We start from the raw sequence: 12,724 nt of genomic DNA, 5'->3' as shown, positions 1-12,724 counted from the left end.
CCGCAGGCGGTGTTGACAGGTATCAAGACCCTAGGCCAATAACTGGCTCAATACCGCCCGCAACTTCCCGGGCTTGACCGGTTTGTTCAACAATGGCGCGTCCAGCCGCCGCAGCATGCGCCGGCATTGGTCGGTGCGGTCAGCCGTGATGATCACCGCGGGAATCGGCTGGTCGAAGTGCTCGCGCAGGTACTTGACCACCTCGCAACCCACCACGCCGTGGTCGAGGTGGTAGTCCGCCAGGATCAACTCCGGCGCCCTGCCCTGCAACGCCAGCAAGGCGCCGGCCTGGTCGGTGGCGGTAACCACCTCGCAGCCCCACTGGCCGAGCAGCGCGCTCATGCTTTCCAGGATGCTGAGTTCGTTATCCAGCACCAGCAAACGCCGCCCCGGCAAGGGGTTGCCCGTCGTCGCTTGCACCGGCAGCTGGCTGATGGCCAACGGCATGTCCTCGCTGATGGGCACTTCGATGCTGAACATCGACCCGCGCCCCGGCCACGAGCGCACCGCCACCGGGTAGCCGAGGATCTCGGCGATGCGCTCGACAATCGCCAAGCCCAGGCCCACGCCCTTGCGGTCCGAGGCACGGCCGACGTCCAGCTGGTTGAATTCGAGGAAGATCGCGTCGAGCCGATCGGCCGGGATGCCGCGCCCGGTGTCCCACACTTCCAGGCGCAGGCGGTCGCCACGGCGGCGCGCGCCGAGCAGGATGCAGCCGTCGTCGGTGTAACGGCAGGCGTTGCTGAGGAAATTGCGCAGGATGCGCGTGACCAGGCGCAAGTCGGTGCAAATCGCGTAGTGGCCGGTATGCGCGCGCAGATTGAGCCCGGCGGCCAAGGCCACTGACTGGAATTCCGAGACCAGCGGCGCAAACAGTTCATCCAGGCGATACACCGCCACATCCGGCTTGACCGCGGCCTGGTCGAGCCGCGAGATATCCAGCAGGTCTGTGAGCAAATCCTCGGCGCCTTCCAGGGCCTGGTGGGTGCGCTCGACCAGCACCTGCTCGACGCTGGGCAAGTTGCGTTCGCGCAGGGTGGCGATCAACAGGCGCGCGGCGTTGAGCGGTTGCAACAGGTCATGGCTGGCGGCGGCGAGGTATTTGTCCTTGCTGCGGTTGGCGGCCTCGGCGGCATCGCGGGCATCGCGCAGTTCCTGTTCGACCTGTTCGCGCTGGGCGATCTGCTGTTGCAGGTTGCGGTTGGCTTCCAGCAACTCATCGGTGCGCGCCGCCACCCGTTGCTCCAGCTCATCGTTAAGGCGGATGTAGCGCTTGCGTTCGGCCTCCAGCTCATCGAGCCGCGCGGTCAGTTCCGGGTAATGGCTCTTGCGCGCCGACTGGTCGCCCAGCCCCAGCAACCCGGCCAGGGCGCGCTGCTGGTCGTCAGAGAGCTTCGCCATAGACGACCTCGACGTCACGCTGGCTCGACTCACGGGGGTTGGTGAGGATGCACGGGTCGTGCATGGCATGCTGGGACAGGAACGGAATATCCGCCACGCGCACCCCGTGCAAACCGAGGGTTTCGTGAAAGCCGATCGCGTGTTTCAGGGCAATCAGATGCTCCACCAGCCGCCCACGAATCTGCCGATGGTTGAGGCCCCGGCAGTCGATGCCGAACGTCTCGGCAATCACCTTGAAACGCTCCGGCGCCGAGTTGTAGTTGAACGCCACCACGTGTTCCACCAGCACCGCGTTGCACAAGCCATGGGGCAGGTCGAGAAACCCGCCGAGGCTGTGGGACATGGCATGCACCGCGCCGAGGATCGCATTGGAGAACGCCAAGCCGGCCTGCATGCTGCCGAGCATGATCTTCTCGCGCAGGGCAATGTCACCAGGGTTGGCGATCATCTGCACCAGGTTGCCGTTGATCAAGCGCATGGCTTCCAGCGCATGGGGATCGGTGAGCGGGCCGTGACCGGTGGACACGAACGCTTCGATGGCATGCACCAGCGCGTCGATACCGGTACAGGCGGACAGGAACGGGTCCATGCTGGCCGTGGTTTCCGGGTCGATCAGCGACACATCCGGCACCACCGCCTTGCTGACGATGGAGAACTTCATGCGTTCCTGTTGGTTGGAAATGATCACGAACTGCGAGACATCCGCCGACGTGCCGGCGGTGGTGGGGATCAGGATCAACGGCGGGCTGGGCACGCGAAGGGTGTCCACCCCTTCGAATTCGAGGATGTTACGCCCATGGGCGACCACAATGCCGATGGCCTTGCCGCAGTCCATGGGGCTGCCGCCACCGATGGCGACGATCACGTCGCAATGGTTGTCGCGGTACACCTCGGCGCCCAGCATCACTTCTTCGACGCGCGGGTTGGGTGACACGTCGCTGTACAGGCAATAGTCGATGCCGATGGCTTGCAGGCTGGCTTCCACATCGGCCACCCAACCCGCGGCGATCACACCAGGGTCGCTGACCACCAGGACCTTGCGCGCACCAAAGGTCTTGGCGTAATTACCGACGTTGTGCCGGCAGCCGGCACCAAAGATGATTTCAGGCGAGACGAATTTACGCAGGAGGCTCAGATTTGGGCTCATTGGAAAGCCTGTTGTTATTATTTTTGGGAGATGCACTTCACACTAACCCATTCGCGGACGAATGCAATCAGACCAAAGGGTCATTCCCAAAACGAGCCCGGCCAGCGCGTGGCTGGCCGGGGGTGGATCAGCGGCTGGCGAAGTACATGGTCACTTCAAAGCCGATACGCAGGTCGGTAAACGCGGGTTTAGTCCACATGGGGCGATCCTCTTGTTGTGCCGGAAGATTCCGGTGAAGGCATTAATGCATGGAGGGATGGGGGTGCGAATGCTACTTTCGAACGAGTGAGGGCACTGCATTAGTCGCGAACGTACAGGGAGCAACATGTGGGAGGGGCGGTGCGACGATTCGACTTGCCCCCGATGAGGGCGTGTCAGCTGAAACAGCTGTGACTGACACACCGCTATCGGGGGCAAGCCCCCTCCCACAGGGGACCGCGTTGCATCGGAGGGTTAGAAGAACCCCAACGGATTGATGTCGTAGCTCACCAGCAGGTTCTTGGTCTGCTGGTAGTGATCCAACATCATCTTGTGGTTCTCACGCCCCACGCCGGACTTCTTGTAGCCGCCAAACGCGGCATGCGCCGGGTACAGGTGGTAGCAGTTGGTCCACACGCGACCGGCCTTGATCGCCCGGCCCATGCGGTAGGCACGGTTGATATCACGGGTCCACAGCCCGGCACCCAGGCCGAATTCGCTGTCGTTGGCGATCGCCAGCGCTTCGGCTTCGTCCTTGAAGGTGGTGATGCCCACCACCGGGCCGAAGATTTCTTCCTGGAACACGCGCATCTTGTTGTGGCCCTTGAGCAGGGTCGGCTGGATGTAGTAACCGCTGGACAGGTCCCCCTCCAGGCGCTCGGCCGCGCCGCCGGTGAGCAACTCGGCGCCCTCTTCCTGGGCGATTTTCAGGTAGGACAGGATCTTGTCGTATTGCTGCTCGGACGCCTGGGCGCCGACCATGGTTTCGGTGTCCAGCGGGTTGCCGCGCTTGATCTTGACGATCTTCTTCATCACCACTTTCATGAAGTCGTCGTAGATCGACTCCTGCACCAGCGCCCGCGACGGGCAGGTGCACACTTCACCTTGGTTGAAGAACGCCAGCACCAGGCCTTCGGCGGCCTTTTCGATGAACTGTGGCTCGGCGTTCATGATGTCTTCGAAGAAGATGTTCGGCGACTTGCCGCCCAGTTCCACGGTCGACGGGATGATGTTCTCGGCGGCCGCATGCATGATGTGCGCGCCGATGGGCGTCGAGCCGGTAAAGGCGATCTTGGCGATGCGCTTGCTGGTGGCCAGCGCTTCGCCGGCTTCGCGGCCAAAGCCCTGGACGATATTCAGCACGCCCGGTGGCAGCAGGTCATTGATCAACTCGGCAAACACCATGATCGACAGCGGCGTCTGCTCTGCCGGCTTGAGCACGATGCAGTTACCGGCGGCCAGGGCCGGGGCGAGTTTCCAGGCCGCCATCAGCAGCGGGAAGTTCCACGGAATGATCTGCCCGACCACACCCAATGGCTCGTGGAAGTGATAGGCAGCGGTGTGTTCGTTGATCTCGGCGGCGCCGCCTTCCTGGGCACGGATGCACCCGGCGAAATAGCGGAAGTGGTCAGCGGCCAGGGGCACGTCGGCGTTGAGCGTCTCGCGCACGGCCTTGCCGTTGTCCCAGCTTTCGGTCACGGCCAGCACTTCGAGGTTCTGTTCGATGCGGTCGGCGATTTTCAGCAGCACCAAGGCGCGATCCTGGGCCGAGGTCTTGCCCCAGGCGTCAGCGGCGGCGTGGGCGGCGTCGAGGGCCTTGTCGATGTCGGCGGCGTTGGAGCGCGGGAATTCGGCGATCTGCTCACCGGTCACCGGCGAGGTGTTGGTGAAGTACTGGCCGCTCTGCGGCGCGACGAATTCGCCGCCGATGTAGTTACCGTAGCGCGACTTGAAGCTGACGATGGCGCCAGGGGTGCCAGGTTGTGCGTAGATCATGTTAAGGCCTCTGTCTGGGTCCGGGCCTGTCGGTCAACAGGCGATGACCCGATAGTAAAGAGCCCCCGTTGCCGGGCGAATGCGCCGTTGGCAGGGGGGCTCTTGTCATTTGGTCGTAGATTCAGTGTTTGGCGACCAGTTCTTTGGGCAGCTTGAAGGTCCAGAGCATGCCGCCCTGGTTGAAGTCCTTGATGCGCTTGGCCACTTCACCGCCCCACAACGGCACCGCGCCGCCCCAGCCGGAGAGCACCGAGACGTACTGTTCGCCGTCCATTTCCCAGGTCACAGGCGAACCGAGTACGCCGGAACCGGTCTGGAATTCCCAGACCTTCTCGCCGGTCTTGGCGTTGAACGCCTGCAGGAAACCTTCCGGCGTGCCGGTGAACACCAGGTTGCCCTTGGTGGTCAGCACCCCGCCCCACAGCGGCGCGAAGTTCTTGTGGCGCCAGACTTCCTTGCCGCTCTTCGGGTCGATGGCGCGCAGCACGCCGATGTAGTCTTCGTTCAACGGCTTGATGGTGAAGCCCGCCCCGAGGAACGCCGCGCCTTTTTTGTAGGCGATGTCTTCGTTCCAGATGTCCATGCCCCATTCGTTGGACGGCACATAGAACAGCCCGGTGTCACGGTTGTAGGCCATCGGCATCCAGTTTTTCGCGCCGAGGAACGCCGGCGCGACGAACACCGAGGTGCCTTTGGTTTCACCGCCCGGTGCGCCTGGGCGACTGGCTTCGTTGTAGATCGGCCGGCCGTCCTTATCCAGGCCGCTGGCCCAGGTGATCTTGTCGACAAACGGGAAGCCACGGATGAACTTGCCGTTGGTGCGATCGAGCACGTAGAAGAAGCCGTTACGGTCGGCGGTGGCCGCCGCTTTGATTTCCTTGCCGCCTTCGGTGTAGTTGAAGGAGACCAGCTCGTTCACGCCGTCATAGTCCCAACCGTCGTGGGGCGTGCTCTGGAAGTGCCACTTGATGGTGCCGTCATCCGGGTTCAGCGCCAGGCGCGAGGATGAATAGAGGTTGTCGCCGGGGCGCAGGTGCGAGTTCCACGGCGCCGGGTTGCCGGTGCCGAACAGCAGCAGGTTGGTTTCCGGGTCGTAGTAGCCGCCCAGCCATGGCGCCGCGCCGCCGGTCTTCCACAGGTCGCCAGGCCAGGTCTTGCCCGCCTCGCCGCCGGAAATGCCGTTCTCCACGGCCTTGCCGTCCTTGTAGACATAGCCCATATGGCCTTCGACGGTTGGACGCATCCACAGCAGGTCGCCGTTTTTCGGATCGTAGGCCTGGATCTTGCCCACCACGCCGAATTCGCCACCGGCCACGCCGGTAATCAGCTTGCCGTTGACCACCAGGGGCGCGGCGCTGATCGAGTAACCTTCCTTGTGGTCGGCAACCTGCTTGCTCCACACCACTTTGCCGGTGTCTTTATTCAGCGCTACCAGCTTGGCATCGAGGGTGCCGAAGAACACCAGGTCGCCGTACAGCGCCACACCACGGTTGATCACGTCGCAGCAGGGGCGGATGTCATCGGGCAGGCGCGCATCGTACTGCCAGAGCTTCTTGCCGGTGCGCGCATCCACCGCGAACACCCGGGAGTAGGAACCGGTGAGGTACATCACCCCGTCCTTGATCATCGGCTGCGCCTGCTGGCCGCGCTGTTTCTCGCCGCCAAAGGAGAAGGCCCAGACCGGGCGCAGGTCCTTGACGTTGTCCACATTGAGGGTGTCGAGCGGGCTGTAGCGCTGGCCCTGCACGCCCAGGCCGTTGGTGACGATCTGCCCAGGGTTTTTCGGGTCCTGGAGGATGTCCTGGTCGGTCACGGCGGCCATGGCTTGGCCGGATAACAGAATGGCACCGAGCAACACACTCAAGGCGAAGGGTTGGCGGCGTGCGGGTTGGGTCATGACGGCTACCTCTGCGGTTTTTTGTTATACCCGGGAAATTTTCCCGGTCTGGTAGCGATTCTTGGGCGCAGGGGCAGTTGTCACAATTGACCGCAGTATCGAGATTGCTAGTTCCTTAGTAGCGGGTATGGCCGCTCAGTGCGCCGAGTCGACGCGTTGCATCTGCTCGCGCTCATAACGCGGATACAAGTGGCTGACGCTGCGGATCAGTTCGTAGCGGCTCAGGCTGATGGCGGCGAAACGCTCGGGAATGGGGCTGCGGATCATCTCGGCCATGTCGCTGCCCTGGGCGGCACCGTCGCGCAGCAGCTGGTCGAGCCAGGTGAGGTAGTCGCGCATCTGGGCGAAGGGCTGCGCGTCACTGGCGACCGGGCCGTGGCCGGGCACGATCAACGTCCAGGGCAAAGCTTGCAGGGTGTCGAGGTCGGCCAGCCACGCCGTCAACCCAGGGCTGTTGGGCGTGGTAAGCGCGCGTTGGTAGAACACCAGGTCGCCGGTAAACAGTACGCCAGTGTTCTGGTCGAGAATGGCCAGGTCGGCGCCGGTGTGGCCGGTCAATGCGAGCAGACGCAAGTCGTGGCGGCCAACGCTCAGCACACCGGGTTCCAACACCTGGGTGGGCAACACCACCTCGGTGCCGCGCATCCAGTCGCCGACCATGCGGTAGAGGTTTTCCGCCATGCCGTCGCCTTGCTCATGCAGCAGGCGCGTGGTGTCGGCCAGGGCGCCGATGGGCACGTCCTTGAACGCCTGGTTGCCCAGCGCATGGTCGGGGTGATGGTGGGTAATCAGCACCTGGATCACCGGCTTGGGGGTGACGCGGGCGATGGCCTCGCGCATGGCTTCGCCGTAGCGCCGCGACGGGCCGGTGTCGATCACCACCACGCCCGCCTCGGTGACGATAAAAGCGGTGTTGACGATATTGCCGCCATTGGCCTTGGCGAAGTTGTCGGTACTGCCTTCGAGCAGCCAGGTGTCATCGGCGATCAACCGTGGCTTGAGGGCGTAGTCCAGGTCCGCCAGCGCGGGCAGGCTCAAACTCAGGCACAGCAATAGAATCCAGCGCATGCCGCGCTCCTTCTGGTCAGGGAATGGCGGCGTCGAATTCATTGCCACTGTTGTCGCGCAACACCAGGCGGGTCGGCCCTGGGGCGTCGATATCAAAGGCCAGGTTGGGGTTTTCGCTGACCGCCGGGAACAGCTCCAGCTCGGCCAGCACCTGGCCGTCCTGGCCCCGCAGTTGCGCATGGTTGAGGTAGAACTCGGGGATGCCGCTGACCATGCCGTTGTCCATCGGATGCGCCACCTGCACGCGCACCCGGCTGAACTCGCCACGCGGGTAACGCCCGCCGAGCACTTCACCGATGTGTTCTTCCCAGCCGGGCTGGGTGCGTACCACGCTGGGCGCGGTGCAGCCGCCGCCGGCCGCATCGATCAGGGTCGAGCCGACGTGCCACAGCCCGTCGTCGGTGAGCACTGCCGCGCGCAACGGCGTGGCCTGTTCGATACGAATCCGCAGCGATAGCCACGGCAGCACCCCGGCCTTGGGCTGGAAGTCGACGATCTTCGGCAATGGGTTGAGCTCGGCCCAGGCGAGGATTTTCAGCACATGGCCCTTGAACGCCCGGGCGTCGATCTCCAGCGGCACCTGGCGCGCATCTTCGGCAAACGGCGGCGTCAGCAGCTTGACCCGTTCGTCGAACACAAACGGCGCTTCGGCCAGAAACTGCTTGTGGTAGAACGCCCACATCACCGACGGCACCGGGTCCTTGCCTGGCTCGACGTCCACGGCGTGGGCCGCCAGCGGTAACCAGCAGGCCAGCAGGCAGCTCAGTCGCACGTTCAGTCGCCAGATCATCGCCTGCTCCTATTGGTACATCTCGGGCACTTCGTATTGCAGGCCGTAATGGCTGTAGATGGCTTGCAGCGAACCGTCGCGGATCAAGCCTTCAAGGGCCTCTTCCACCGCGTAGGCCAACTGGCGATTGCTTTCATGCACCGCCATGCCGATTTCCCAGCGTTGCCTGCCCATGTTCGGGTAGGCGTTCTCGGCCAGGGCCAGTTGCGGGTCGTGGGCCTCATGCACCTGCCAGTCGATTTCGCCACGCATGGCCATCACCGCATCGACCTCGCCGGCCTTCATCGCCGCAAAGGCCTGGGGCACGCCGGGGTAGTGATGGGTCTTGCCGGCAAGCATGCCGTTGAACACCGAGGTCAGGTAGAACGACGGCACGCTGTCGACTTCGACGCCGACCGGGTGCTGCTCGAACACCGCCACGCTGGCGACCTTGTCCAGGCGCCGGCGATCGTAGGCCACCTGCCATTGTTCGTTCTGGTAAGGCCCGAACATCACCACATGGCCGTTTTCCAGCTCGCCCTGGTCATTGCGCTTTTGCGCGTAATCGCGGTCGTAGGGCGCGCGCATCATCAGGTCGGCCAATTGCTGGTTGTGCAACGGGCTGCCGCGCCAGATGTAGTCGCGCAGGTCGTCGTCAAGCTTCTCGCCGGCCGGCGCCCAGATCAACGTGAGTTGCACCCCCAGCGCCTTGGCCAGGGCCTGGGCCAGCTCCACGTCGACCCCACGCGGGGTGGCGCCGTCTTCAAAGCTGTAGGGGGCAAAGTCCTTGTACACCGCCACTTTCAGTTCGCCGTCGGCGATCATCTGGTCATAGCTGCGCACCTGTGCCTGTGCCGTCTGGCAACACAGCAGGGCCAGGCCAAGCACATAAGCGAACAGGCGCATGGCTTACTCCTCGACGTGCACGGTGTCCAGGTAGGTGCGCACGGCCCACAAGGCTTCCTGGCTCAGGTAGTCGGCCATCTTCGGCATATACACCCGGCCGTCGCGTACCGCGCCATGACGCACGCGCTCGACGAACCACTCATCACCGGCTTCGCCCACGTCGAGCATGCGCAGGTCGGGGGCGATGCCGCCGGACTTGGCTTCCAGGCCGTGGCAGGCGGCGCAGTTCTGGTTATAGGCGGACGAGCCGATTTCCACGGCCCGGTCGTGTTCAGGGGAGGTGCGGTACGGATTGACCGCCGCCCAGCCGTCTTCGTTGACCGGCACGCCGGCGTCCTTGATCGAGGTCAGGCCCTTGGTTTCCACGGCTTGCGGGACCACGTTGCCATGGGCCCAGGCGGAGCCCGCAGCGATCACACCGGCCAACAGCCCGGCGACAAGCAAGGCGTTGTGTTTTGTTGTCATTATTTTTGCCCTCAGGATTGCACGCAAAACCTCCTTGCAGAGGCTATGGCAACCATCTTAGAAACCCCGGGGCATGGGCCGTATGCTGCTTTGGTGGCCGGCTTATCCTCCCTTGGTAGTAGGGCTTGTGGGGCACGCCTAAAACAGCGGCGCCACGGGAAGTCTTCCCGGCCACAGCGGGCATTTTTCCGTATCCGTCCGGCCCCCTGACGCTCCACCCTGTGCAGGCCAAAACCTCCACTGGGAACTGCAACCATGACAATAAGATCGCTACCCGCCCTCTCACCTTTAAGCCTTGCCGTGCAAGCCTTCGTGCTGGTGGGCAGCCTGTCCCTCAGTGCCGCGGGCTATGCCGCCGCCGAGCCTGCGGCCAAGCAAACCCGCAACGTCACCTGGGAAGACATCGCCAACGACCACCTGACCACCCAGGACGTGCTGCAATACGGCATGGGCACCAACGCCCAGCGCTGGAGCCCGCTGGCCCAGGTCAACGACAAGAACGTGTTCAAGCTCACCCCGGCCTGGTCCTACTCGTTCGGCGATGAGAAACAACGCGGCCAGGAATCCCAGGCCATCGTCAGCGACGGCGTGGTCTACGTGACCGGTTCCTACTCCCGCGTGTTCGCCCTCGACGCCAAGACCGGCAAGCGCCTGTGGACCTACAATCACCGCCTGCCCGACAACATTCGCCCCTGCTGTGACGTGGTCAACCGGGGAGCGGCGATCTTCGGCGACAAGATCTACTTCGGTACCCTCGACGCGCGCCTGATCGCCCTCGACAAGAACACCGGCAAAGTGGTGTGGAACAAGAAGTTCGGCGACCACGCCGCTGGCTACACCATGACCGGCGCCCCGGTGCTGATCAAGGATAAGGTCAGCGGCAAGGTGCTGCTGATCCACGGCAGCTCCGGCGATGAGTTCGGCGTGGTCGGCCAGCTGTTTGCGCGTGACCCGGACACCGGCGAAGAGGTCTGGATGCGTCCGTTCGTGGAGGGCCATATGGGCCGCCTCAACGGCAAGGACAGCACGCCGACCGGCGACGTGAAAGCCCCGTCGTGGCCGGATGACCCGACCACCGAAACCGGCAAGGTCGAGGCCTGGAGCCACGGCGGCGGCGCACCTTGGCAGAGCGCGAGCTTCGATGCCGAGACCAACACCATCATCGTCGGCGCCGGCAACCCCGGCCCGTGGAACACCTGGGCGCGCACCTCCAAGGACGGCAACCCCCACGATTTCGACAGCCTCTACACCTCCGGCCAGGTCGGCGTCGACCCGAGCACCGGTGAAGTGAAATGGTTCTACCAGCACACGCCGAACGATGCCTGGGACTTCTCCGGCAACAACGAACTGGTGCTGTTCGACTACAAGGACAAGGACGGCAAAGTGGTCAAGGCTACCGGCCACGCCGACCGCAACGGCTTCTTCTACGTGGTCGACCGCAACAACGGCAAGCTGCAGAACGCCTTCCCGTTTGTCGACAACATTACCTGGGCCAGCCATATCGACCTGAAGACCGGCCGCCCCGTGGAAAACCCAGGCCAACGCCCGGCCAAGCCATTGCCGGGTGAAACCAAGGGCAAACCCGTGGAGGTCTCTCCGCCGTTCCTGGGCGGCAAGAACTGGAACCCCATGGCCTACAGCCAGGACACCGGCCTGTTCTACATCCCGGGCAACCAGTGGAAAGAGGAATACTGGACCGAAGAGGTCAACTACAAGAAGGGCTCGGCCTACCTGGGCATGGGCTTTCGTATCAAGCGCATGTATGAGGACCACGTCGGCACCCTGCGCGCGATGAACCCCACTACCGGCAAGGTGGTGTGGGAACACAAGGAACACCTGCCGTTGTGGGCCGGCGTGCTGGCGACCAAGGGCAACCTGGTGTTCACCGGGACCGGCGATGGTTTCTTCAAGGCCTTCGACGCGAAAACCGGCAAGGAGCTGTGGAAGTTCCAGACCGGCAGCGGCATCGTCTCGCCGCCGATCACCTGGGAACAGGATGGCGAGCAGTACATTGGCGTCACCGTCGGTTATGGCGGCGCGGTGCCGTTGTGGGGCGGCGACATGGCCGAGCTGACCAAGCCGGTGGCGCAAGGCGGGTCGTTCTGGGTGTTCAAGATCCCGAGCTGGGATCAGAAAACCGCGCAAAAATAACCCCTGCGAGAATGCCGGGCCGCCTTTTGCAGTAAGCAGGCTCCTGTGGCGAGCGGGCTTGCCCCGCGCTGGGCTGCGAAGCGGCCCCGGCATTTCTCCAGCAGCACCGTGCGCTCAGGCTCTACGACTGCTGCGCAGCCGAACGCGGGGCAAGCCCGCTCGCCACAGTAAGCCCGCTTGCCACAGTAAACCCGCTCCCCACAGGATCCCTAGAGGTTGCACGATGAACTACCTGCCCTTGTTACTCCTGCTCTCCCTGCCCCTGGCGCACGCCGACGACGGCGACGACGCCCCACTGGTCGTCAACGGCTGTACGATCGCCGAACACAGCCAATGCCCCGGCGCCAACCTCAAGGGCGCCAACCTCAGCAACCAGGACCTGAGCAGAATGAACCTGGCCGGTGCCGACCTGCGCGACGCCGATTTGCGCCATGCCAACCTCGACCTGGCCAACCTGGAAAAAGCCCGGTTGCAGGGCGCCAACCTGACCCGCGCCAGCTTGCAGCAAAGCAACCTGCGCCTGGCCGACTTCACCGGCGCGACGCTGATGGCGATCCAGGGTTGGGGTCTGTTTGCCCAGGGCGCACAGTTCGAAAACGCCAACCTCAGCGCGGCCTACCTGCAATTCGCACGGCTGTCGGGGGCAAAAATGCACAAGGCCAACCTGCGTGCCGCCGACCTGGAAATGACCTGGCTGAGCAAGGCCGACCTGCAAGGAGCGGACCTGAGCGATGCGAATCTACAGGAAGCCAAGTTCGGCGAAAGCAACCTGGAACAGGCCACGCTCACCGGCAGTCGCCAGCACTATGCGAACTTTCAGGATGCCAATATGGAAGGCTGCAAAGACTGTCCTACCACCTGGAATCGCTAGACCACCACGATTCAAAATGTGGGAGGGGGCTTGCCCCCGATGGCGGTGGATCAGTCAATGCCTGAGTGACTGAAG

The 12,724-nt window shown here is 63.7% G+C and carries 11 protein-coding genes; 2 read left to right on the top strand and 9 right to left on the bottom strand.

What is annotated here, in order from left to right:
* Positions 1-30 precede the first annotated feature (30 nt).
* The 9 genes from AC1Q6I_RS02495 to pedF all read right to left on the bottom strand — a co-directional run bounded on the left by AC1Q6I_RS02495 (position 31) and on the right by pedF (position 9,627).
* Complete coding sequence (locus tag AC1Q6I_RS02495; RefSeq protein ID WP_024076309.1) at positions 31-1,401, bottom strand: ATP-binding response regulator; 1,371 nt, start codon at positions 1,399-1,401, stop codon at positions 31-33.
* Positions 1,385-2,548 carry an alcohol dehydrogenase-like regulatory protein ErcA gene (gene ercA / locus AC1Q6I_RS02490; protein ID WP_024076310.1) on the bottom strand — a complete coding sequence of 388 codons (1,164 nt, stop codon included), beginning with the start codon at positions 2,546-2,548 and terminating at the stop codon, positions 1,385-1,387. Before ercA ends, AC1Q6I_RS02495 begins: the two co-directional genes overlap by 17 nt.
* Before the next feature lie 127 nt (positions 2,549-2,675).
* Positions 2,676-2,747, bottom strand: a complete 72-nt coding sequence (gene pqqA / locus AC1Q6I_RS02485; protein ID WP_010209364.1) for a pyrroloquinoline quinone precursor peptide PqqA — start codon at positions 2,745-2,747, stop codon at positions 2,676-2,678.
* 254 nt (positions 2,748-3,001) lie between these two features.
* Positions 3,002-4,522 carry an acetaldehyde dehydrogenase ExaC gene (exaC, locus tag AC1Q6I_RS02480; protein ID WP_024076311.1) on the bottom strand — a complete coding sequence of 507 codons (1,521 nt, stop codon included), beginning with the start codon at positions 4,520-4,522 and terminating at the stop codon, positions 3,002-3,004.
* Positions 4,523-4,643: 121 nt separating this feature from the next.
* On the bottom strand, positions 4,644-6,419 hold the full coding sequence (locus tag AC1Q6I_RS02475; protein ID WP_102624301.1) for a PQQ-dependent methanol/ethanol family dehydrogenase: 1,776 nt from the start codon (positions 6,417-6,419) through the stop codon (positions 4,644-4,646).
* A 135-nt stretch (positions 6,420-6,554) separates the two neighbouring features.
* Positions 6,555-7,487 carry a quinoprotein relay system zinc metallohydrolase 1 gene (locus AC1Q6I_RS02470; protein WP_102624302.1) on the bottom strand — a complete coding sequence of 311 codons (933 nt, stop codon included), beginning with the start codon at positions 7,485-7,487 and terminating at the stop codon, positions 6,555-6,557.
* Positions 7,488-7,503: 16 nt separating this feature from the next.
* Positions 7,504-8,265 carry a quinoprotein dehydrogenase-associated SoxYZ-like carrier gene (locus tag AC1Q6I_RS02465; protein ID WP_102624305.1) on the bottom strand — a complete coding sequence of 254 codons (762 nt, stop codon included), beginning with the start codon at positions 8,263-8,265 and terminating at the stop codon, positions 7,504-7,506.
* Between the two features lie 21 nt (positions 8,266-8,286).
* Positions 8,287-9,162, bottom strand: a complete 876-nt coding sequence (locus AC1Q6I_RS02460) for a substrate-binding periplasmic protein (RefSeq protein WP_024076315.1) — start codon at positions 9,160-9,162, stop codon at positions 8,287-8,289.
* Positions 9,163-9,165: 3 nt separating this feature from the next.
* Positions 9,166-9,627 carry a cytochrome c-550 PedF gene (gene pedF / locus AC1Q6I_RS02455; RefSeq protein ID WP_024076316.1) on the bottom strand — a complete coding sequence of 154 codons (462 nt, stop codon included), beginning with the start codon at positions 9,625-9,627 and terminating at the stop codon, positions 9,166-9,168.
* Positions 9,628-9,882: 255 nt separating this feature from the next.
* Between pedF and exaA the strand changes: the two genes are divergently transcribed.
* Together exaA and AC1Q6I_RS02445 are read left to right on the top strand one after the other, a co-directional pair.
* Complete coding sequence (gene exaA / locus AC1Q6I_RS02450; RefSeq protein WP_024076317.1) at positions 9,883-11,778, top strand: quinoprotein ethanol dehydrogenase; 1,896 nt, start codon at positions 9,883-9,885, stop codon at positions 11,776-11,778.
* A gap of 223 nt (positions 11,779-12,001) precedes the next feature.
* Positions 12,002-12,649 carry a pentapeptide repeat-containing protein gene (locus AC1Q6I_RS02445; protein ID WP_024076318.1) on the top strand — a complete coding sequence of 216 codons (648 nt, stop codon included), beginning with the start codon at positions 12,002-12,004 and terminating at the stop codon, positions 12,647-12,649.
* Positions 12,650-12,724: the final 75 nt, after the last annotated feature.

This window comes from Pseudomonas sp. MPR-R2A5 (assembly GCF_058793055.1).
The sequence above is the reverse complement of the archived record's forward strand: the minus strand, read 5'-3'. Positions and strand labels throughout refer to the sequence as shown.